Source organism: Halioglobus sp. D3-4, from assembly GCF_055809315.1.
In genome coordinates this window covers 1,181,095-1,202,666 of the sequence record NZ_CM147907.1, presented here as the reverse complement: position 1 = coordinate 1,202,666, position 21,572 = coordinate 1,181,095, and the positions used below count along the sequence as shown (strand labels likewise).

17 protein-coding genes and 1 pseudogene are annotated in these 21,572 nt (G+C 55.0%); 17 read left to right on the top strand and 1 reads right to left on the bottom strand.

Annotated elements, in window-relative coordinates; all coding sequences use genetic code 11:
• Positions 1-52: 52 nt before the first annotated feature.
• The 7 genes from AC0L6S_RS05120 to AC0L6S_RS05090 all read left to right on the top strand — a co-directional run bounded on the left by AC0L6S_RS05120 (position 53) and on the right by AC0L6S_RS05090 (position 7,302).
• Complete coding sequence (locus tag AC0L6S_RS05120; protein WP_473427352.1) at positions 53-1,381, top strand: MFS transporter; 1,329 nt, start codon at positions 53-55, stop codon at positions 1,379-1,381.
• Positions 1,382-1,394: 13 nt separating this feature from the next.
• Positions 1,395-2,237, top strand: coding sequence for a sugar phosphate isomerase/epimerase family protein (locus tag AC0L6S_RS05115; protein WP_473427350.1), 843 nt, complete (start codon positions 1,395-1,397; stop codon positions 2,235-2,237).
• Positions 2,238-2,289: 52 nt separating this feature from the next.
• On the top strand, positions 2,290-2,547 hold the full coding sequence (locus AC0L6S_RS05110; RefSeq protein WP_473427349.1) for a hypothetical protein: 258 nt from the start codon (positions 2,290-2,292) through the stop codon (positions 2,545-2,547).
• A 9-nt stretch (positions 2,548-2,556) separates the two neighbouring features.
• Entirely contained in the window at positions 2,557-3,174 is a 618-nt protein-coding gene (locus AC0L6S_RS05105; RefSeq protein ID WP_473427348.1) for a gluconate 2-dehydrogenase subunit 3 family protein, read from the top strand.
• Between the two features lie 17 nt (positions 3,175-3,191).
• Complete coding sequence (locus AC0L6S_RS05100) at positions 3,192-4,898, top strand: GMC oxidoreductase (protein ID WP_473427347.1); 1,707 nt, start codon at positions 3,192-3,194, stop codon at positions 4,896-4,898.
• Positions 4,899-5,035: 137 nt separating this feature from the next.
• The gene (locus tag AC0L6S_RS05095; RefSeq protein WP_473427345.1) at positions 5,036-6,139 is read left to right on the top strand and encodes a DUF1214 domain-containing protein; all 1,104 of its coding nucleotides are present in this window, start codon (positions 5,036-5,038) and stop codon (positions 6,137-6,139) included.
• Complete coding sequence (locus AC0L6S_RS05090; RefSeq protein WP_473427344.1) at positions 6,136-7,302, top strand: sulfotransferase family protein; 1,167 nt, start codon at positions 6,136-6,138, stop codon at positions 7,300-7,302. Before AC0L6S_RS05095 ends, AC0L6S_RS05090 begins: the two co-directional genes overlap by 4 nt.
• 8 nt (positions 7,303-7,310) lie before the next feature.
• On the opposite strand, the gene AC0L6S_RS05085 is transcribed toward AC0L6S_RS05090, so the two are convergent.
• On the bottom strand, positions 7,311-8,279 hold the full coding sequence (locus tag AC0L6S_RS05085; RefSeq protein WP_473427343.1) for a magnesium transporter CorA family protein: 969 nt from the start codon (positions 8,277-8,279) through the stop codon (positions 7,311-7,313).
• Between the two features lie 234 nt (positions 8,280-8,513).
• On the opposite strand from AC0L6S_RS05085, the gene ptsP reads away from it, so the two are divergent.
• From ptsP to AC0L6S_RS05035, 10 genes and pseudogenes are all read left to right on the top strand, one after another.
• Entirely contained in the window at positions 8,514-10,754 is a 2,241-nt protein-coding gene (gene ptsP, locus AC0L6S_RS05080) for a phosphoenolpyruvate--protein phosphotransferase (RefSeq protein ID WP_473427341.1), read from the top strand.
• 34 nt (positions 10,755-10,788) lie between these two features.
• On the top strand, positions 10,789-11,232 hold the full coding sequence (locus AC0L6S_RS05075) for an ATP-dependent zinc protease family protein (protein ID WP_473427340.1): 444 nt from the start codon (positions 10,789-10,791) through the stop codon (positions 11,230-11,232).
• A 7-nt stretch (positions 11,233-11,239) separates the two neighbouring features.
• On the top strand, positions 11,240-12,310 hold the full coding sequence (locus tag AC0L6S_RS05070) for a succinylglutamate desuccinylase/aspartoacylase family protein (RefSeq protein ID WP_473427339.1): 1,071 nt from the start codon (positions 11,240-11,242) through the stop codon (positions 12,308-12,310).
• 43 nt (positions 12,311-12,353) lie between these two features.
• The gene (locus tag AC0L6S_RS05065; protein WP_473427338.1) at positions 12,354-13,331 is read left to right on the top strand and encodes a calcium/sodium antiporter; all 978 of its coding nucleotides are present in this window, start codon (positions 12,354-12,356) and stop codon (positions 13,329-13,331) included.
• 97 nt (positions 13,332-13,428) lie between these two features.
• Positions 13,429-14,352, top strand: a pseudogene (locus tag AC0L6S_RS05060) (ATP-grasp domain-containing protein); the annotation flags it as partial.
• Positions 14,329-14,622: a cation:proton antiporter regulatory subunit gene (locus AC0L6S_RS05055; protein WP_473428548.1), complete on the top strand. Its 294-nt coding sequence runs from the start codon at positions 14,329-14,331 to the stop codon at positions 14,620-14,622. The pseudogene AC0L6S_RS05060 and the gene AC0L6S_RS05055, both read left to right, overlap by 24 nt.
• Before the next feature lie 207 nt (positions 14,623-14,829).
• Positions 14,830-15,231: a hypothetical protein gene (locus tag AC0L6S_RS05050; protein WP_473427337.1), complete on the top strand. Its 402-nt coding sequence runs from the start codon at positions 14,830-14,832 to the stop codon at positions 15,229-15,231.
• A gap of 225 nt (positions 15,232-15,456) precedes the next feature.
• Positions 15,457-16,713, top strand: coding sequence for a TolC family protein (locus AC0L6S_RS05045; RefSeq protein WP_473427336.1), 1,257 nt, complete (start codon positions 15,457-15,459; stop codon positions 16,711-16,713).
• Positions 16,706-17,965 carry an efflux RND transporter periplasmic adaptor subunit gene (locus AC0L6S_RS05040; RefSeq protein ID WP_473427335.1) on the top strand — a complete coding sequence of 420 codons (1,260 nt, stop codon included), beginning with the start codon at positions 16,706-16,708 and terminating at the stop codon, positions 17,963-17,965. The genes AC0L6S_RS05045 and AC0L6S_RS05040 overlap by 8 nt, the downstream gene beginning before the upstream one ends.
• On the top strand, positions 17,962-21,132 hold the full coding sequence (locus AC0L6S_RS05035; RefSeq protein ID WP_473427334.1) for an efflux RND transporter permease subunit: 3,171 nt from the start codon (positions 17,962-17,964) through the stop codon (positions 21,130-21,132). Before AC0L6S_RS05040 ends, AC0L6S_RS05035 begins: the two co-directional genes overlap by 4 nt.
• The last annotated feature ends 440 nt before the right edge of the window (positions 21,133-21,572 follow it).

Genomic DNA, 21,572 nt, shown 5'->3' with positions numbered 1-21,572 from the left:
TTCAGGACAACGGCAACCGATTTCCAGACAACATAAAATAAGGGAGTAAAGTATGACCGGGCAACCGCTGAATCGTAAGCGCCTGTACTACGTGGGCAACCTGTCCATTTTTATGATCGGGCTGGGGTTTGCCGTCCGCGCCAATATTGCACCCAACCTGCAGGATGATATCTATAACCAGATCGATCTGGCCAATTCTGCCGCGCTGGTCGGTGAGGCACTGGGCGCCACGTTTACCGGGTTTGCACTGACACTGCTGTTCGGCAGTGCGCTGGTGGACCTGATTGGCATGAAGCGTATGCTGCTGCTATCGGCACTTGGTTACGTCGCTGGCGCGGCAGGGCTGCTGCTCGCTACCACCATGCCGGTAGACTCCATGGTGGAAACCGTCGTGTTGATCAGCCTGTTGCTCACCGGCCTGGGTTGGGGCGCGGTGGAGGCCGCATCCAACCCAATGGTGGCGGCGCTGTATCCCGAAGAAAAAGCGCACCGCCTGAATATTCTACACGCGTGGTGGCCTGCTGGGATTGTCGTGGGCGGCTTGCTGGGTGTGGCGATTACCGGTATGGGCTTGCCCTGGGAACTGAATATGCTGGTTCTCATGTTACCGGCATTGGTGCTGGCGTGGATGGTCGCCACCTCGACGTTTCCCGTCACCGAGCGTGTAGCGGCCGGTGTCGGCTATGGGGAGATGTTTGCGGAACTGCTCAAGCGCCCGCTGTTCTGGGTGTTCTGGGTGTGCATGTACCTGACGGCAGCAGCTGAACTCGCACCGGGACAGTGGGTGAATATCTCGCTGTCCAACATTGTCGGGATGCAGGGCATTTTGCTGTTGGTTTACGTCAGTGCGTTGATGTTTGTGATGCGGCATTTTGCAGGACCGATTGTGGCCCGTATATCCTCCGTCGGCCTGATGTTTGTCAGTTGCCTGTTTGCAGGAATCGGCCTGTACCTGCTCAGCCTTGCGACTTCGCCTGTTCTGGCCTTCGCAGCCGCGACTGTATGGGGCATCGGCGTGTGCTACCTGTGGCCGACCATGCTGGCCATTGTCGCAGAGCGGTTCCCGCGCGGAGGTGCGATGGCGATGGGCCTGATGGGGTTTGCCGGCGGTATGTCGATCCAGTTTGTGCTCCCGAAGATGGGGGCAATCTTCGATTCCGCCAAGGCGCAGGCTGCTGGCGGCGCCGACAAGCTGGCGGGACTTTCGCCTGAGGCTATGCAGGAAGTCGTGCGCTATGCGTCGGTGGAGTCATTCCAGGCGGTCGCGTACGTGCCGCTGCTTCTGTTACCTGTATTCGGGGTGATATGGCTGTTTGACCGCAAAAAGGGTGGCCAACAGATAGAGACAATGGGCGCCGCGGGCAGCACCCACCAGCACTGATGGGGCGCGCTTGATGAATGTAAAAATTGGCATGAATATGCTGTTGTGGGGCACTGAAATTGGCCCCTCGCATATACCCGTGTTTGAGGCCCTGGCGGCGGCGGGCTACGATGGTGTCGAGATCCCTGTGGTGGACCAGACTGTTCCTGAACTGAAAGCGATGGCCGCTGCCTGTGACGATCTCGGGCTCGCGCGTACCAGTTCGGCCTTCGTCACAGAGGATACCAACCCCATCTCCCAAAACCCGGCAGTGCGCGCCGCCGCTATCGACAACCTGAAGCGAAGTATTGATAACTCCCACATTATCGGCAGCGACATCCTGATTGGCGGGATCTACCAGGCGCACAAATACTTTACCGGTAGCGGGGCAACACAACAGGAATGGGATTGGTCTGCAGACTACCTGCGCATCTGTGGTGAGTATGCCCAGCAAGCGGGCGTGCGTCTCGGGCTGGAGTTCCTCAACCGCTTTGAGGTGTTTTTGATTACTACCTCCGCGGAATGTAAGCGCATGGTAGAGCAGGTCGGGCTGGCGAACGTCGGTGTGCATTACGATACCCACCATGCCAATATCGAAGACCCCGACCCCCGGCAAGCCCTGCTCAATATCAAAGAGGTGACCAACCACGTGCACCTCAGTGAGAGCCACCGCGGCACACTGGGCACGGGGCAGGTCGACTGGGAGGCGACCTTCGCCGCATTGCATGAAATCAATTACACTGGCTGGCTGGTGATAGAGTCCTTTGGCACGGAGGACCCCAATCTCGCGGCAGCAGCCAATGTCTGGCGCAATGCATTCACCTCCCGCGAGGAGGTGTATCGCTCAGGCATTGAATTTATCCGCGCCCGGCTTTAGGGTCCGATAACCGTTGGCCTGAATTCACAACAATAACGATGAGAAAACTGTAATGCCAATCTCGAGACGACAGTGGATCATTGCCATTCTGGCAGCACTTTATCTGTATTTTTTGTTGCCCGCGACAGCGGATATGTTCTATGAGTTACACCACCTCACCGGGATTGATGCGATCTATTGGGGTTACTCAGGGTTCAAGGCCGCCGGATACTATCTCGGGGTCTATGAACACCGGGTGCTGGTCTGTCTGTCGGTGGCAGCGGCCATTCTTGTTATTCCTGCTCTATTCAAACTTATTCGTAGACGCTGAGAGGCACGTATGAATCGACGCGAGTTCCTGCAATGTACCGCCATCCTGATATCGGGTGTCAGCGCCAGCCAATTGGGATTTTCCCTCAGTGCTGAACAGACCACCTATCTGGCCAAGGCACCCGACTACAATACAACGGCTGTGGATTATTTCACGCCCGCGCAGCGGAAAATTGTTGCGGCAATGGCTGAGACCATTATCCCGCGTACGGATACTCCCGGGGCCATTGATGCCGGCGTGCCAAAATATATTGAGCTGATGGTTGCGAACTGGCTTAACGAAGAGGAACTGGCGATTTTTAATGCCGGGATGACGGATATTGAAACGCGCATCCCGCAGGAGTACGGCGCGTCATTCGACCAGTTAAGTGCTGCGCAGCAACTGGAAATCCTGGAAGCACTGGAAGATGAGGCCTCGGCCTCCGAGTGGTATGAATTCGGCAACACCCTGCGCGAATTTATCAGCGATGCGCCGTTTATCTGCCAGATCAAGGAACTCACTATCTGGGGATTCTTCACATCGGAGGAGGGCGGCTCCCAGGTCCTGCGGTACGACCCCATGCCAATGTATTTCAACGGCGATATCCCACTCGGTAAAAACGATAGCTCCTGGTCCTCTCCCCTGTAACGCGGTGGTACATAACTATGATTGAAGCCAAGCAGTATGATTTCGACGCCATCGTGGTTGGGTCCGGTATTTCCGGCGGCTGGGCGGCCAAGGAACTGACAGAAAAGGGCCTGAAGGTACTGGTGCTGGAGCGCGGCAAACCACTGGCGGCGGGCAGCGGATATCTGGGCGAACACGCACCAAACTGGAAATTTCCCTTTCAGGGTAAAAAGCCGCGCGAACTCTATGCCGAGGACTATCCGGTACAGAGCAAGGTCACGCACTCCTTCAATGAAGCCACGCGGCAGTTCTGGAACAACGACAAGCAAAACCCGTACGCGATGGATGAAGGCAAACCCTTTATGTGGGCGCGCGCGGATGTCGTCGGCGGGCGCTCTCTTATCTGGGGCCGTCAGACCTACCGCTTCAGCGAAATGGATTTCAAGGCCAATGAAATCGATGGCCATGGCATACCCTGGCCCGTTGGCTATGAAGATATTGCTCCGTGGTACAGCTATGTTGAGAAGTTTGTTGGTATCAACGGTAAAAAAGAGGGCTTGCCGCAATTGCCGGACAGCGAATTCCAGAAGCCCATGCCCTGGTTCGCGCTGGAAGAGACGATCAACGAGCGGCTGAAGAAAAAGGCGCCGGATGTCACACTCACCAATGGCCGCGTAGCCATACTAACCGAGGATCTACCCGGTCGCAGCGCCTGTCACTACTGCGGGCCCTGCGCGCGCGGTTGCTCTACCGGCAGTTACTTCAGTTCCCAGAGTTCAACGCTGCCAGCGGCTCAAGCGACAGGCAATCTGACCCTGCGCGCAAACTCCGTTGTAGAGCGTCTGGAATATGATAACGATTCTGGCAAGATCTCCCGCGTGCACGTCATTGATGCGATCAGTAAAGAGCGTATGAGCTTCAGCGCACGGATTTTCTTTCTCTGCGCTTCCACCGTCGGCAGTACACAGATTCTGATGAACTCCGCCAGTGAGGCCTTTCCCAATGGGCTGGCCAACAGCAGTGGCACGCTGGGGCATTACATGATGGATCACACACTTGGCCTGAGCGGGGCCGGTGTGTTCCTCGACAATATGGACAGCTACTATCATGGCAACCGTCCCACCGGACTCTATATTCCGAGATTCAGGAACCTCAACGGGCAGGATGAGGATGCCGATTTTGTCCGCGGTTACGGCTATCAGACAGCCACGTTGCGAGTGGACTGGCAAACCGGAATGAACAACAAGGGTTTCGGCGCCTCGCTAAAGGAATCACTGCGCAAACCCGGCCCATGGATATTTGCACTCGCCGGATTTACCGAATGCCTGCCCAACGAAAAGAACCGCATGTATCTGAGTAAGGATAAAGTTGATCGCTACGGTATTCCCCAGGTGGTGTTCGATTTTGAGTGGGGGGAGAACGAAGTGAAGCTGCGCCGCGATGCCAAGCGGCAAGCTGACCGTCTCCTGAAGGCCGCTGGTGCGGTTATCTCCCTACTGGGCAATGACGACATGTCCATGCCCGGTGAAGGTATTCACGAGATGGGAACAGCCCGCATGGGCGCCAATCCGACAGAATCTGTGTTGAATGCGCACAACCAGTCACACGATGTGCCCAATCTGTTCATCACGGACGGCTCCTTCATGACTTCGGCGTCCTGTGTCAATCCTTCACTCACCTATATGGCCTTTACCGCCCGCGCCTGCGATTACGCGGCAAGACAGTTCGCACAGGGCGTGTTGTAGGCGACACGCCCTCTGGTTCAAAGGCATAGACTCCTTCAGCACTCCAGAGGCTGCATCGGGAGTAGCACTTGCTTCGCAACAAAGCCTTTGCTATCACTATCGCAGCCACTGTAACCCCATCGAATAAGAGAGAACCTATGTCGAACAGCGATGCCGAAAAAAGAGTGCTTGAGGGAACCACCTGGGATGAATTTTGTGATGCGCTGAAAGAGGCGGGAAATATCATCCGCAGCCCGGCCGCGCCACAGGACGCGTTCAATCAGGCAGAGGGATACCGCTATCTTGCTCGGCTGCTGCGCGGCGGCCTCGAGAGCTTCCTTGAATTTCGCGACCCACTGTTCCCACAACTGCGCTGCGGCGCTCATGAGACGATCAAACTCGGTGCGGATAACCCTGACAACCGCTACGAGAGCGCACCGCTTAGCCCCAATCACGACTATCGTATCACCGGTAGTCGCGGCACTGTGGATTACCTGGGATTCAGTACCATCATCAACAAATATGCCTCCGGTGGCACGATGGAGGTGACAGGCCATATCGATACACGGGATATGGAGATCGGCCCGAACGGCGAACTGGAGCTTATTGTCAGTCAGAATGAACATCCCGGTAACTGGTTGCCTATGGGGCCAGAGACCAACTCCATTACCGTCCGCCAGACTTTTCAGGATCGCATCAATGAAAAGGCGGCCGATTTAAAAATTGAGCGGATCGGCGCCAATGAAGAGCGACCCGAAGCATTCTCTGCCGAAAAACTTGACCGGGGCCTGAAGGGTGCAGTGGGCTTTGTAAAGGGATCGGCCACCCTGTTTGAAAACTGGTCCGAGAGTTTTCTACCGACCCTGAACGAGCTACCGCCTGCGGATCAGGCGTACTGCCAGTTGATCGGCGGCGACCCGAATATCTTCTATTTCCACAGTGCCTGGCAACTCGCCGATGACGAAGTCTTCATCATCGATGCGCCAGAAATTCCCGAGTGCCAGACCTGGAACTTCCAGTTGGATAACTGGTGGATGGAGTCGCTGGACTATCGGCATCACACGATCCATGTCAATAAACACACCGCCCACTACAACAGCGACGGCAGTGTTCGGGTGGTGGTATCGCACACTGACCCCGGCGTGCCCAACTGGATCGAAACAGCCGGACACAATATGGGTACGATGTGCTGGCGTTGGATTGGCGCGAAACACCACCCCGAGCTCAAAACACGCGTTGTAAAACTGGCGGACCTGAAATGACCGACGAAAATGTGAGCTACGACGCCGATGAATTGATCGCAGAAGCCAGGAGCCAGACCGGGTTTGATGATTTTGGTGAGCTGCCCTTTCGCGAGGGCCTTGAAGTACTGCTGGAAACTTACGATCGTAATGTAAAGGACCCCGAGGGTCGCAAGCGCTGCCGTGACAGGGTGGTGATGCAACTTGCCACTCGCCTGAAATGCGAAAACGCCTTCAAGGCCATCCCGGAGATTGCCGAGCAGGAGATCATTGCCCCCATATTCGTAACCGGTTTGCCCCGTTCCGGCACGTCGGCACTGCTGAATCTGTTGGTGGCCGCACCAGACAACCGAGGCCTGCTGCAGTGGGAAGTACAGTTTCCCGACCCCTGGCCGGATAGCGAGCCAGGACAGGAAGATCCGCGTTACCCGTATCTGGTGAAGGCACTGGAAGAGTCGCGAAACTCGGAATTCGCCAAAATTCACTATATCGACGCAGACACGCCCGAGGAGTGTGTGCTGCTGCACGCCTACGCATTTGATGGGGTGCAGCTGGGTTTCGAGATCATGCTGGAGCCCTACCGGAGCTGGTTACTGCAACGCGATCTGGAGCCGATGTACGCCTACCAGAAACGGCAGATGCAATTGCTGAACTGGCGCAACCCCGGCAAACAGTGGATGTTGAAGGCACCGGCGCATATGTGGGGAATCGACGCGATTCGCAAGGTCTTCCCGGATGCGCGTTTTATCTGGTGCCACCGCGATCCACAGCGTGTTGTACCCAGTATCAACAGCATGAACAAGGTCGTAATGGGTATGTACATGGGGGATATCAGCCACCTCGACGCTGCGCAGACGGGCAGGGCAGTAATGGAGTGGTACGCCATGTCGCTGGAGAAGGGTCTGGCGCAGCGCGCGCAACTGCCACCGGAACTTTTTGTGGACTGCTCTCAGCGCGAGTTTGTGGATCAACCCATGACAATGGTGGAGAAAGTGTACCGAGCTTTCGATCTGCCATTAAGCGATGAATCCCGCGCGGCGATGCAGGCGCACATTGATGCCAACCCGAAGGGCAAGCACGGCAAACACGAGTATGATCTCGCAGAGTATGGCCTGACGCAGGACATCATCGAGGAGCGTTTTACGTTCTACACAGAGGACGAGCGCTGGCCCATATCTGATTGAGCATTAGGTCAAAGCCAGCGTATCTTCTTGAACAGCACAATCATTGCCACGGCGACCGCGAGGATAATACCCAACACAAAGAAGTAACCGTATTCAAAGTGCAGCTCGGGCATATTATCGAAATTCATCCCATACAGCCCCGCGATGAATGTTATCGGAACAAATATTGCCGTGATAATCGTCAGTATCTTCATCGTGTTGTTGAGCTGGTGTGAACTGAGCGAAATATAGCCGTCCACGAGATCTCCACACAGCTCATAGTACAGCGTACACAGACTCGACAAGCGCTCGCAGCGATCATAGAGGTCGCGCCTCTCATGATAGACACTGTCCTCGCCAACTCCCAGCAATGGACAGCCATCGTTCAGGATAGTCTCGGCAACACGCTGGTGGTAATTGAATGTCCGTCGCAGTTTTCGCAGGCGAGTGCGGTATGCGACCAGTTCTTTCAATGCATCATTCGGGCACTCACCCAGCAGTTGGTCTTCCAGATCACCGATACGCTCTTCCGCCGCCATCAGTTTCGCCAAATAGCGCCCCCCAGCGTAATGAAGAAGTCCCAGTACCAGCACCGCCGGTGACTGCAGGAGATTGTCGGATACAGCCTGCCCCAGCAGCTGCTCAACACTAACGGAGTGGCCGCGATGGACAGTGATGAGGTAATCCTTACCCACCCATATCGCCAACTGCTGCGGCACATGTGTGAGCGCATCATCGAGTTCACTGATACCGCGAAACAGGATGAAGCTGTTGTCGTTGAAATTCTCGACCTTTGGCGGGTGGCGCGTTCGCGCAGCATCGTTGATGGCCAGCTCATTACACTCAAAACTCTGCAACAGCTGGCGAATGTCGGGGGTGATCTCGTCCTGTATGTCGAGCCACAGTGTTCCGCCGGGTTGCTCCCGCCACGATTCCACCAGCTGCTCGTCACCTTCACAGTAGTTACCGTCTGCAGATAGTAATAGCGCCCTCATCATGTGGTATATTCTCCCGAGAACAGTTGTGGGTAACATTGCTTTGAATTGAACAGCGACTCCCTGCCAAGCCTAGTTACTTGGCAGGAGACACGCAAGAAAAGAGTCCAGGGTTGTACCGGCAGGTGCCGGGAGAAATTTGCGTGAGACTTATTCGCGTACTCAGTCAGCAACAAAACGAGCGCGGACGCCCTGGCAATAGGCAGCACAGGGTAGAGGCAGGGTAAGGGCAGGGAAATGTCGGTAATTCTGGATTTAACACGCATCGTGCAGGCCGCAGCCGAGGCCGAATCACCCTCGGCGCAGGTCTCCGTAATAGTCGATTCCATCCAGCAATACCTGGGCCTGGACGTTTGCAGCTTGTACCTCGCCGATGAAAGAGGTGATATGGCTTTGCTGGCCAGCCACGGGCTCAATCTGGGCTCGGTGGGCGGCATCCGCATACCGGCGGGAAAAGGGCTGGTAGGACTGGTTGCACAGTCCAGACACCCGATCAATATTGCCGACGCTGCCAAACACCCGGCCTTTTACAGTATCAGGGAGACAAAAGAGGAGCGTTACAGCAGCTTTTTTGGCGTACCGATCGTCAGGGGAGGGGTTGTCATCGGGGTACTGGTAACACAGAGCAAGGAAGCGCGCGAACTTTCTGCCGAAGAATCAGCCGTGCTGGTGACGCTGGGTAGTCAACTGGCGCTAGTGGTTTCCACGGAATCTATCTGGCAGGAGATCAACCAGAGTTCCGCGCCCGTACTATCAGGCATCAAGGGCGCTCCGGGCATTGGCATCGGCCAGGTCAGGCTGTGCGACGAAGTTGATCTGTATTCCGTTCCCGACGGACACAGCGACGATGTCGAGGCCACACTCGAGGAGTGGCAGGCGCTTGTCAAAACAGTGCTCGCGGACGTAAAACGCGAACAGGCGGGCTTGAGCGAGGTATTGTCGCAGGAAGTTGCCGCTGTGTTTGACGCCTACTGCCTGCTTTTGTCGGACCCCTCGCTAGTCAATGGCGTGGCCCAGCTGATACGGGACGGCGTGCATCTTCCCGGCGCCCTGAAAAAAGTGATTCACCAGCATGCCGATGTATTTTTGGCCATGGATGATCCGTATCTGCGCGCGCGACATGAAGACATTCGGCATCTGGGTAATAAACTCTACAGCGCTTGGCGTGGCCTGCAGGCGCCCGAGAGCGAAGCACTCCCGGCTACCCGGACAGTGCTGGTGGGCTCACAGGTAAGCGTCTCCGATATTGCGCGAATTCCTTTGGCATATCTCGCCGGCATTGTCTGCTTTCAGGGCTCCAACCTCTCTCATACTGCGGTACTCGCCAATGCACTGGGTGTCCCCGCTGTCATGGGAGTGGGCGAAATAAGGGGAATCTTCAATCGGGATGAGCTGGTGGTCGACGGCAACACTGCAAGGGTGTTCGTCAGGCCTACACCGTCGTTACTGGCCGAATATGAGCAGATACTGACGGCTGAACAGCAACTCAAGGGAGAGTTGCAGAACTTGCGCGACCTGCCAGCACAAACGGTTGATGGCACGAAAATCTGTCTCTACGCCAACAGCGGTCTGCTGGCAGATATCTCTCCCGGATTGCAGGCCGGTGCAGAAGGCCTGGGGCTCTACCGAACTGAGATTCCCTTCATGGTGAGCGAGACGTTTCCATCGGAGGAGGAGCAACTGGCAGTCTACCGGCAGATACTCCAAGCGTACGATAACAAACCCGTTCACATGCGCGTACTGGACATAGGCGGCGATAAGCCGTTACCGTATTTTCCGATCCGCGAAGAGAACCCGGCACTCGGCTGGCGCGGAATTCGCTTTTGTCTCGACAACAGTTCACTGTTCATGAGTCAGATTAGAGCGATGCTGCGCGCATCGGAAGGGCGGGAAAACCTGCGCATCATGTTGCCCATGGTGGGCAACACCTCCGAGATCATTGAGTTCCATACTTTGCTGGACGACGCCATCGCGCAGCTGTCAGAGGAGGGAATTACAGTGCGCAGACCCCCGGTAGGCATTATGGTCGAAGTACCCTCAGCAATTTCACAGCTGCGCTCCTGGCGACATCTGCTCGATTTTATTTCCATAGGCTCAAATGACCTGAGCCAATACCTGCTCGCGCTGGATCGCAACAACCCCAGAGTGGCCCGCTCCTATGATCATGTTCATCCCGCCGTGCTGCACGAGATTGCACGCGTGATAGAAATAGCCCGGAGCACCGACCTACCGTTCAGCGTGTGCGGAGAGATGTCTTCCGACCCGATCGCAGTCGTGCTGCTGCTCGGTCTTGGAGGGCGCACACTGAGTATGAGCGCGGCACAATTGCCCAAAATCAAGTGGCTACTTCGGCAGATCAGCATCGACGATGCCCGATCAATTGTCGAAGAAGCGCTTCTCCTGAATGATGCCATGCAAATTCGAAAGCTGGTGGCAGACAGACTGTATGTACTGGGCGCCGGCGAAATCCTCTGGTGACGGCCCTACAAAACTCAAACAGGAGCGATTTCCGATGAGTAGCAAGAAGCCAATCGGATGGCGAGAGTGGATAGGTTTTCCCGATCTGAATATACCCAGAATAAAAGCCAAGATTGATACCGGCGCGCGCACCAGCGCCCTACATGCCTTCAGGGTACAACCCTTTATGCGCGGTGACAGGCAGTGGGTACGTTTTGCCATTCACCCCGAGCAGGGCGATACAGAGAACATCGTCGAATCCGAGGCGCCGGTGAAAGACCAGCGCGTCGTACGTGACTCTGGCGGCCATGAGGAATTACGCTATGTCATAGAAACGGCCATCAGCATTGGTGAAGACATTATTCAGGCTGAGGTCACGCTGACCGATCGCGACAGTATGTTGTTTCGCGTGTTGCTGGGGCGCACCGCGCTCAGGGCAAGCTACGTGGTCCATCCGGGAAAATCCTACGTCCAAAGTAAAACACTACATGGGGCCTGACTTCAGCATGGCAAAAACATCGCACCCAGATCTCGTTATCGGCGGAGTCAGTATCGCTCCCGGTGAAAGCACCGTTGTCGATATTCCGGTAGCCCCCATGTATACCAACGATGATCTGGCAATGTCCGTACAGGTGATTCGCGGCAAGCAGCCTGGGCCGATACTGTTCATCAGTGCTGCCATTCATGGCGATGAGATCAATGGCGTGGAGATTATTCGCAGGCTATTGGGAAACAAGGCGCTAAAGAATATGCGCGGGACCCTGCTCGCGATACCGATTGTCAATGTTTATGGCTTTGTAAACCATACGCGATACCTACCCGATGGACGCGATCTCAACCGTTCGTTTCCGGGTTCCCCCAAAGGTTCGCTGACCGGCCGCGTTGCACATACCTTTCTCAAGGAGATTGTCCTGAAATCCACACATGGGATAGATCTGCACACCGGTTCGCGTCACCGTTCGAATTTCCCGCAGATTCGAGCAGACCTGGATAACCCCGAGATTCTCGCGATGACAAAGGCATTCGGTGTACCGCTGGCTATCGATGCAAAATTGCGCGATGGCTCATTGCGCGGCTGTGCGCAGGACGCCGGTATTCCGGTCATTCTCTATGAGGCAGGTGAATCCCTGAGGTTCGAAGAGCTCTATATACGAGCAGGACTGAAAGGTATCATCAACGTTATGCGCAGCATTGGCATGCTGAGGGCCTCGCTGCGCAAGAGAGAGCCTGCCCCTCCTGTGATCAGCTACCAGACCAGTTGGTTGCGCGCGCCAGAAAGCGGCGTATTACGAACCCTCGTGCCGCTGGGCGCCAAAGTCACAAGCGGCCAGGTCATTGCAATGGTGGCAGACCCGCTGGGCTCGAGCGAAACGCCGATGACAGCCCCCAATGACGGCATTGTAATTGGTCGAACCAATTTACCACTTGTCTACGAAGGTGATGCTGCCTTTCACATCGCACTGTATGGGAGACATGTTACAGCCGTAGAAAAGGAGGTCGAACAGTTTCAGGAACAACTGCAACCCAGCGATTTCTCCTTACCCCCGGGCGATGCAAGCAATGCACCTATTATCTAAACTTGTTACTATTGAAGCATCGCAGTTTTAAGGTAAAGGTTTAGTGTCATTTTTCCTATTGGTCCTGGGGTTGATGTTTTTGCTTCTGGGAGGCACGGCGTTGGTCCGCGGGGCATCAGGAATCGCCAGCGATCACGGCGTATCACCGCTGCTTGTCGGTCTCACGGTGGTTGCATTCGGCACCAGTGCACCAGAACTTGTCGTAAACGTCATCGGTGCAATCAGCAATGAGACTGAGTTGGCATTCGGGAATGTGGTCGGCTCCAACCTTGCCAACCTCGGTCTGGTGCTTTGCGTGGCTGCACTGATCAAACCGATGAAAATCCAGGGTCAGATTGTGCGACGCGAGTTACCGCTGCTGTTACTTGGGTCAACCGTGTTGTTGGTGATGACACTCGATGCGCCACTAGTCGGTAGTATCGCGATGATCTCGCGATCCGATGGCATTATTCTGCTCCTGCTTTTCAGCATATTTCTCTATCTCACTATCAGTGACGTCATGCAGCAACGCGAAGATCCCCTGATCGCCAATATGAACCAGATGAAGACAATGCTGCCGCCAAAATTGCCACTGGGCCTGCGTGTCGACTGGATCTACGTCGGGTTCGGAATAGCGGCACTCGCCGGTGGCGGCCAGCTGACAATTTCCCAGGGCTCGGAACTGGCATCTGCGCTGGGCGTTTCCCCGGTGGTGATTGGCATGCTGGTGGTGGCCATAGGCACCAGTTTACCGGAGCTTGTCACTTCAATAATCGCGGCGTTTAAGGACGAGTCCGACCTCTGTGTGGGCAATGTCATCGGCTCCAATATTTTCAACTGCCTGTTTGTTCTTCCTATCAGCGCCCTGATAAGACCTGTGCCCATTCCTGCGGGCGGGGTTTTTGATATACTGCTGACACTGGCTTTCACAACGGTTCTGCTGGTGGTATTTTTCTACGGTCGCGCAACGATGAATCGAATGGTCGCGTCCGCACTGGTCGCCAGCTATATTGGGTATATGGGCTTACGCGCTTTCACCTGAATATGCTTCAATCTCTGCCCTGGCACGGTTCTTACCGGCAGAGAAAGTATCTCTCCAACTTGCTTAATGTCCTAATATCAGCCCATAGGAGTTCACAATGAAACTTGCCATCCTTTCCTGTTCGCCCGATGCCTACAGCACTCGCCGGTTGAAGGAGGCTGCATTGGCACGTGGACACCAGGCCGATGTGCTCAACACGCTGAAATTTGCGATTGACCTCGAACGGGGTTCACCGGACCTATACTACCGGCAAAAGCCGCTCGCGCAGTATGATGCGGCGCTACCACGCATCGGCGCTTCAATCACCTATTACGGCACAGCGGTAGTGCGCCAGTTTCAGGAAATGGACATATTCTGCGCAAATACCGCGCACGGTATTACTAATTCGCGCGACAAATTGCGCAGCCTGCAAATCCTCAGTCGACACCATGTGGGGATTCCGCGTACTACGTTTGTCCGCGACCGCAAGGACGTGCTACCCGCGATAGAGCGAGTAGGGGGTGCACCTGTCGTAATCAAGCTTATTGAGGGTACCCAGGGCATTGGTGTATTGCTGGCTGAATCCGTAAAAACCGCAGAGGGTATTGTCGAACTATTACAGAGCCAAAAGCAGAATGTACTCATCCAGAAGTTTGTCGCCGAAAGCAAAGGGCGTGATATTCGTGCCTTTGTGGTCGGTGATCGAGTGGTAGCCGCGATGAGACGCGTCGCGCAGGGGCAGGAGTTTCGCAGTAATGTGCACCGCGGCGGCATCGCTGAGCCGGTGGAACTGGACGAAGAGTATATACAGACGGCTGTTCGGTGCACGCAGATCCTCGGTTTGCAGGTTGCCGGCGTCGATATGCTTGAGGGCAAGGATGGGCCACAGGTGATGGAGGTCAATTCCTCACCGGGGCTTGAGGGCATTGAAGCGGCCACCGGACTGGATGTAGCCGGTGCCGTAATTGAATACATCGCAGCGCAGGTAGATTTTCCGGAGATAGATGTCAGGCAGCGGCTGACTGTTAGCAAGGGTTATGGCGTCAGTGAAATCTATGTCCCCGAGGGTTCCAAATTCGTCGGCCAGAAGATAAGAGAAACCGGACTGGCTGAAAGTGATGTAAACGTCCTTACGCTGTACCGAGGCGCCAAAGTCATCCCGAATCCACGCGCCGACCGATTATTGGAAGCGGGCGACAAGCTGTTGTGCTTTGGCAAGATGGAAGCCATGCGCAGCATGATTCCCGCGAGAACCCGACGTAGGCGGCGTCCGGAAGTACAGGAACTTGAGGTGTTGCCGGACCATAATTGATCCGGCGTTACGCTACCTGTTTGCTGCTCCAGGACAAGCTGCATCTAACAAGAACATACTTGGGCTGTCGGGTCTACCAGCATATCGGTAGTAGCTAAGTTTGAAATTCGCAGAGATTGGGGAGGAGTTCAAACTGAGCCACCCCACAATTGTGATAAGGTACCAACAGGCCTATACTTGGTTTGGACACGAACAGACTTGACCCGTATGCGACATCGTATTGTCAACAGCTTGATGATTCTCCTGATGCTGCTGCAACCGGTAGCATCACTAGCGTCCGCCTGCGTAATGAGCGGTGATGCGGCACAGAGTTCGGCTGTATCCATGGACCCCAACCACACCGACAATGCCGGCCCCGATCAACCGTTGAAGAGTATGTCCCCGTCCTGCCATGAGGAAGCAAAGCCGGAACCTGTCGAACCCGATAGCTGTAAATCCTGCAACGGCGGGCTCAGCTGCGCAACAGCCTGTTCCGTGATGTCATCGTCACTCACCTGCGACTACTACAGTGCGATCGCCGTACGACCCGACGTAAATTACGCCATTATCACCCCAGTAATTATCCCGCCGTCACCGTTCGAGCTCTATCGGCCTCCCAGGCTAAGCTAGCATTACGCGACTTTTTTCGGTCGCACTCTCAGTAATTCCATTTCGATTTTCGCCGCGCAGGCCTGTGCTATCCGCGCTTTGACTGCCGTGGTTATTGGGACCAGGTGACGTATTTTGAAAAACTTTATATTTGACTGTGTTGCAATACGTAGACGCAACTCAGCGATTGGCATGCCAGGCGCTAAACCACATTTCGCACTGATAGCGTTATGCCTGTGCGCGTCAATGTTAATCAGTTCTACTGTGATAGCTGACGCCGCCCATGTAGAAAATGCGAGGGGGCTGCAGCTCGCGGAGGCGCGCAATCGCGCCGCAAGCGAGAACCCCGGCCTCGATGCGATGCGAGAACGGTATCTTGCGCTGTTACATATCGCGCCTCAAGTGGCGATCCTGCCGGACCCGGTAGTCAGTTTAAACGCGATGAACCTGCCCTGGGATAACTTTGATATGAATCAGGAAGCCATGACTCAGGTTCAGGTCGGTATAAGCCAGGTGTTTCCGTTTCCAGGCAAGCTCGCACTCAACGAGGACATCGCCCTGTTTGAAGCAGAGGCAGCAGCATTTTCCGTCGATGAGATGCGTCTAAATCTCGATATGAATGTGACAGTGGCCTGGTGGGAGGTCTTCTATCTCGATCGTGCCATTGAAACGGTGACGAAAAACCAGACAGTCACTCGTCAACTGGTGGAGGTCGCCACTAAAAAATACGAAGTGGGGCAGGGGCTGCAACAGGATGTCCTGCTTGCGCAGTTGGAACTGTCCAAACTACTCGACACCGAAATTCAGTTGAACGCCATGCGCCGGCAACATGTCATTCGTTTGAATGTGCTGATGGGCACCTCGCCGGATTCACCTGTCACGCTGCCAACCCAAACACCTGAAATGTCCAGGGCTATCGCCACCCAAGCCGTCCTCTACCAGCGCGCCGAAAGCGCGCGGCCTTTGCTACAGCTTGAACAGGCATCGATCGATGCATCGAGTTCACGCTTGGCGCTGGCCAAAAAGGAATATTACCCGGATTTTAAAGTAGGGCTGGCTTACGGCAATCGCGAGAAGGATGAACTGGGGCAATCCAGACAGGACTTTGTCTCCGTCATGCTTAGCGTGAATGTGCCGCTTTATGCCGGTAGCAGGCAATCGCAATCAGTAAAGCAGCGCACGCGCGAACTTGCGCGCTCGCGCTATTCGCTGCTGGACCAGAAGAACCAGGTCTATATGAGTATTGCCGATGCTACTACAGCCTATCAGCAGGCCACAGAGCAGCTGGCGCTCTACGGCAGCGGTATTGTGCCTCAGGCAAGGCAAACCGTTGAATCCATGCTGGCGGGATACCAGGTGAATGAGGTGGACTTTCTCAGTGTGGCTCGCAGCCAGGCCACACTTTTTAACTCAGAGTTACTGTACTGGAAATCGTATTCCGAAGCGCAACAGTCTATAGCCAGGCTCTTTGCAGCGGTCGGCGAGGAGAATATCTATGAATAAGGGGCATGTAGCGGTCGGCCTAGTTTGTCTGGCACTGGGAATCGGTATCGGCTATTTCGCAGTAGACGGGCAGGTCGTAGAGCAACCTACCGGTAAACCTGCCGAGCGCGAACCGCTGTTTTATAGAAACCCGATGAACCCGGCTGTCACTTCACCGGTGCCGACAAAAGACTCAATGGGGATGGACTATATCCCCGTTTTCGAACAGGAACAGGAGCAACAAAAAGGCACTGTCAGCATTAACCCTGTCGTGCAAAACAATATCGGCTTGCGCACTGCCCCCGCGGAGATCCAATCGCTATCACGTACGATTCGCGCCGCCGGTCGTGTTGATTATGCAGAAGACAAGATCGTCACTCTACACCCAAAGGTCGAAGGATGGATCAGGGATCTTCGCATCGATAAAACAGGGCAAGCGGTTGATGATGACGAAATACTGCTGGACATCTATTCACCGAAGCTGGTTTCCACACAGCAGGAATACCTGCTTGCGCTGAACAACTACACTGCGCTAAAGGATAGCCCATTTACGGATATTCGCCGCGGCGCGACCGCTCTGGTAGATAGTTCCCGTGCACGCCTGACACTTCTGGACGTGCCACAGCACCAGATCAGGGATTTGGAGGAGACTCATAGCATTCAGGAAACCCTACATATCCATGCCCCCTCGGCTGGCATTGTCACCCGCATCGGCGCTCGGCAAGGACAGTATGTAACGCCGCAAACAGAGCTGTTCGAGATTGTCGATCTGGGGACGGTGTGGGTCTATGCCGATATCTACGAATACGAACTGCCCTGGGTTAAAGAGGGCGACGCAGTGGACCTGACGCTGAAGAGCCTCCCCGGCGAGATTCTCAGGGGGACTGTTGCGTATATCTACCCCTATTCGCAAGCGACAACCAGAACCACCAAAGTCCGTATTGAGTTTGATAATACGGAGTTACTACTGCGGCCTGAGACCTTTGTGGATGTGCGCATCCATTCGCAGGCGAGAGAGGAGGTTGTCATCCCGGCAGAGGCTGTTGTGCGCTCGGGTAGCTTTGATCAGGTGTTTGTCGTCACCGATAACGGTACGTTCGAACCCCGGCCCGTTACGCTGGGTATTGAGTCAGAGGGCACGGTGGCGATTCTGGACGGTGTTGCCGCGGGCGAACGCGTAGTGGTATCTGCGCAGTTCCTGATCGACTCTGAATCGAAACTGCAGGAGGCATCTGCAAAAATGATGGAGCAGGCAGAGGGGGGCAGCGAATGATCAGGGCTATCATCAGTGCTGCGATAAAAGAACGGGTTTTTGTTCTACTGGCGGCATTCATACTTGCGATCGTCGGCGTCTTTGCCTATATCAGCACACCGCTGGATGCGATCCCCGACTTATCCGACGTACAGGTGATTGTGCTGGCAAAGCACCCGGGGCAGTCACCCCAGGTCGTGGAGGATCAGGTAACCTACCCGCTGACGACCGCCATGTTGTCTGTGCCCGATACCAAGGTCGTGCGCGGCTATTCCTTCTTTGGCGTGTCTTTTGTCTATGTCATATTCAATGACAATGTGGACATGTACTGGGCGCGCTCGCGCGTATTGGAAGCACTCAATGCTGCCAGCAGTCGTCTCCCCGCAGGCGTTACACCCACGCTTGGCCCCGATGCCACGGGTGTGGGCTGGATATTCGAATACGCACTGGTGGACAGGACGGGGCGACACGATCTCGCCGATCTCCGATCCCTGCAGGACTGGTTTTTGCGCTACCCGCTGCAGACGGTTCCGGGCGTTGCCGAAGTGGCATCAGTGGGGGGATATGTGCGCCAGTACCAGATCGAGATCGACCCCAATGCACTGCAGCACTACAACATCACTCTGAACCAGGTCAAAAAAGCGGTGCAGCGTTCCAATAACGATGTCGGCGGGCGGCTGATAGAGCTGGCTGAAACCGAGTATATGGTGAGAGCACCCGGGTACATTGCGTCAATTGACGATATCAACAGTATTCCCATCGGCGATGATGGCTCGGGCACGCCTGTGCGTATCCAGGATATCGCACACGTTCAAACAGGCCCGGAATTGCGTCGCGGTGTCGTTGACCTGAACGGCGAGGGCGAGGTGGCCGGTGGTATTGTCGTCATGCGCTTTGGCGAAAATGCACTGGCCACCATCGAAGCGGTGAAAGCAAAGTTGGAGGAACTCAAGCCCGGCTTGCCCGAGGGTGTTGAAATCGTAACGGTATATGATCGCAGTGACCTGATCAAAAGAGCATCAGCAAGCCTTGGCATATCGCTGATGGAGGAACTGCTGATCGTTAGCCTCGTGGTCATTCTGTTTCTGCTGCATGCACGCTCGGCATTCGTCGCAATCATTACACTACCGCTGGGCATCCTGCTTGCGTTTATCGTGATGCGTATTCAGGGCTTGAATGCCAACATCATGTCGCTGGGGGGTATCGCTATCGCGATAGGCACAATGGTCGATGGAGCGATCGTAATGATTGAGAACGGGCACAAGCAGCTCGCTCTGGCGACGGCTGCCAAAGGAAACGCCCTGAGCAATCGCGAACGTTGGGCAGCGATCGAACTGGCGTGTCGGCAAGTGGGGCCGGCGCTGTTTTTCTCACTGCTGGTCATAACGGTCTCTTTCGTGCCCATCTTTACACTCCAGTCGCAGGAGGGCAGGCTTTTCAGCCCATTGGCTTTTACCAAGACCTACTCAATGGCGGCGGCGGCAATTCTCTCCATTACGCTGGTACCCGTTCTTATGGGTTACTTCCTGCGCGGCAAAATCCTGTCCGAGGAGCGCAATCCCATCAGCCGCATCGTCAATCGGGTTCATACCCCCATACTCGCTCTGCTGATGCGTTTTCGGGGCCTGACCATAGTGTGCGCAGTGTTCCTGCTAGCCTTAACTGCCTACCCGTATAGCCAACTAGGCAGTGAGTTTATGCCGCCGCTGGACGAGGGCGATATTCTCTATATGCCAACGACCTTGCCAGGTATTTCCATCACTAAGGCCAAGGAATTAATGCAGCAAACCGATCGTATTCTAACAACGTTTCCCGAGGTGCAATCGGTATTCGGTAAAGCGGGGCGTGCTGAAACGGCTACCGACCCTGCACCACTGTCAATGCTGGAAACCACGGTGAGGCTGAAGCCAAAAGCAGACTGGCCTGACCCGACTAAAACGACACGGGAACTCATGAACGAAATGGATGCGGCCATCCAGTTTCCCGGCCTGGCTAATACCTGGACGATGCCGATCAAGACGCGCATTGATATGCTCGCGACGGGTATTAAGACACCTGTTGGGATCAAGGTATCCGGGCCCGATCTGGAAACCCTGCAAGAGATCGCTGGCAATATAGCGCAGGCGCTTAACACACTGCCGGAGACGCTCTCCGCGTTCGCCGACAGATCTGCCGGTGGCTACTATCTTGATATCAATATCCAACGAGACTCGGCGGCTCGGTATGGCCTGACGGTAGGGCACGTACAGGATGTGATTATGAGCGCTATCGGAGGCATGAACGTTACGGAGGTCGTTCAGGGTATTGAGCGCTATCCGCTGAATATCCGCCTACCCAGGGCACTGCGATCAGACCGGGAGGCACTGGATAGGCTGTTGATACCGACACCGGGAGGGACACCGATCGCGCTGGCGATGGTCGCTGATATTGACTATGTACGCGGTGCACCGATGATTAAATCGGAAGATGCGCGTCCTAATGCCTGGATTTATGTCGACATTTCCACAACCGATATCGGCGGCTATGTGGCGCGCGCGAAGAAAACTGTTTCCCGAGATGTGGAGCTGCCAGCGGGTTATACCGTGCGCTGGTCTGGCCAGTTTGAGCATATGGAGCGAGCTGCCGCACGCTTGCAAATAGTCGCTCCCGCAACACTGTTCGTCATTTTTGTACTGCTGTATTTGCACTTCAGGAGCGCCGTAGAGCCCTTGGTAGTGATGTTATCTATCCCTTTTGGGCTGATCGGTGGCATCTGGCTCATTTATATCAATGGTTACAATCTGTCTGTTGCCGTGGCAGTGGGTTTTATAGCACTGGCGGGGCTGGCAGCAGAAATCGGCGTATTGGTACTGAGCTTTATCGATCAGGAAATTCGCTCGATAAGAGAGCAGGGGACAGGCACGAACCAACGACTCAGCGTGCAGGCCATCAAAGAGGCGGCGCAATCGGCGACATCGAAGCGCGCGCGCGCAGTCCTGATGACAGCGGTATCGACCATAGCGGGCCTGGTGCCCATTGCGTTGAGTACAGGCACCGGATCAGACGTTACCCAGAGAATTGTAGCGCCCATGCTGGGCGGGATGTTCACCGTGTTGATACTGAACCTGTTGGTACTACCGGTGGTATACACAGTCGTGCTGCAGTATAGAGAACGCAGAAGGGAACTTGGGCGCCGCGTTATCGAATAATGCGGTGTAGAAGTAGCGCACAGTAACCTTGCAACTTCATGCATAAGTGGCGTACTCAGCTTTATTTAACATAATAATATTATAAATAGCGAATTTGTGTTCGAGAGGGGTATATAAAGCAGGCGATCGATCAGTAGATTGGATGGCCCAGCAGTAATAGAAACACCACAGCCACGAGTATATGTCTTGTATAAGACAAAGAGTGGCTGCCAAACCCTTGAGGCGGAGGTGTCCAAATCATCGCTGATCCTGCTGTTTAAAGCTGACCAGGCGATCTTGGCGGGAATGGCTCTCGAACACCCGAGATCATAGATTGAAATGGACAACGGGCAAGCAGTAAAGCAGCTTGAGCGCCTACCAGTGATGCGGTCGGTGTCAGTAGGTGAAATATCAGAACACTCGCTGATTGGCATTCTGTCACTCTATACAGCAGGTTCGTC

Excerpts from the sequence above, each read along its gene's own strand:
- AC0L6S_RS05120 (WP_473427352.1), top strand. The coding sequence starts at position 53 with ATGACCGGGCAACCGCTGAATCGTAAGCGCCTGTACTACGTGGGCAAC.
- AC0L6S_RS05115 (WP_473427350.1), top strand. The coding sequence starts at position 1,395 with ATGAATGTAAAAATTGGCATGAATATGCTGTTGTGGGGCACTGAAATT.
- AC0L6S_RS05110 (WP_473427349.1), top strand. The coding sequence starts at position 2,290 with ATGCCAATCTCGAGACGACAGTGGATCATTGCCATTCTGGCAGCACTT.
- AC0L6S_RS05105 (WP_473427348.1), top strand. The coding sequence starts at position 2,557 with ATGAATCGACGCGAGTTCCTGCAATGTACCGCCATCCTGATATCGGGT.
- AC0L6S_RS05100 (WP_473427347.1), top strand. The coding sequence starts at position 3,192 with ATGATTGAAGCCAAGCAGTATGATTTCGACGCCATCGTGGTTGGGTCC.
- AC0L6S_RS05095 (WP_473427345.1), top strand. The coding sequence starts at position 5,036 with ATGTCGAACAGCGATGCCGAAAAAAGAGTGCTTGAGGGAACCACCTGG.
- AC0L6S_RS05090 (WP_473427344.1), top strand. The coding sequence starts at position 6,136 with ATGACCGACGAAAATGTGAGCTACGACGCCGATGAATTGATCGCAGAA.
- AC0L6S_RS05085 (WP_473427343.1), bottom strand. The coding sequence starts at position 8,279 with ATGATGAGGGCGCTATTACTATCTGCAGACGGTAACTACTGTGAAGGT.
- ptsP (WP_473427341.1), top strand. The coding sequence starts at position 8,514 with ATGTCGGTAATTCTGGATTTAACACGCATCGTGCAGGCCGCAGCCGAG.
- AC0L6S_RS05075 (WP_473427340.1), top strand. The coding sequence starts at position 10,789 with ATGAGTAGCAAGAAGCCAATCGGATGGCGAGAGTGGATAGGTTTTCCC.
- AC0L6S_RS05070 (WP_473427339.1), top strand. The coding sequence starts at position 11,240 with ATGGCAAAAACATCGCACCCAGATCTCGTTATCGGCGGAGTCAGTATC.
- AC0L6S_RS05050 (WP_473427337.1), top strand. The coding sequence starts at position 14,830 with ATGCGACATCGTATTGTCAACAGCTTGATGATTCTCCTGATGCTGCTG.
- AC0L6S_RS05045 (WP_473427336.1), top strand. The coding sequence starts at position 15,457 with ATGTTAATCAGTTCTACTGTGATAGCTGACGCCGCCCATGTAGAAAAT.
- AC0L6S_RS05040 (WP_473427335.1), top strand. The coding sequence starts at position 16,706 with ATGAATAAGGGGCATGTAGCGGTCGGCCTAGTTTGTCTGGCACTGGGA.
- AC0L6S_RS05035 (WP_473427334.1), top strand. The coding sequence starts at position 17,962 with ATGATCAGGGCTATCATCAGTGCTGCGATAAAAGAACGGGTTTTTGTT.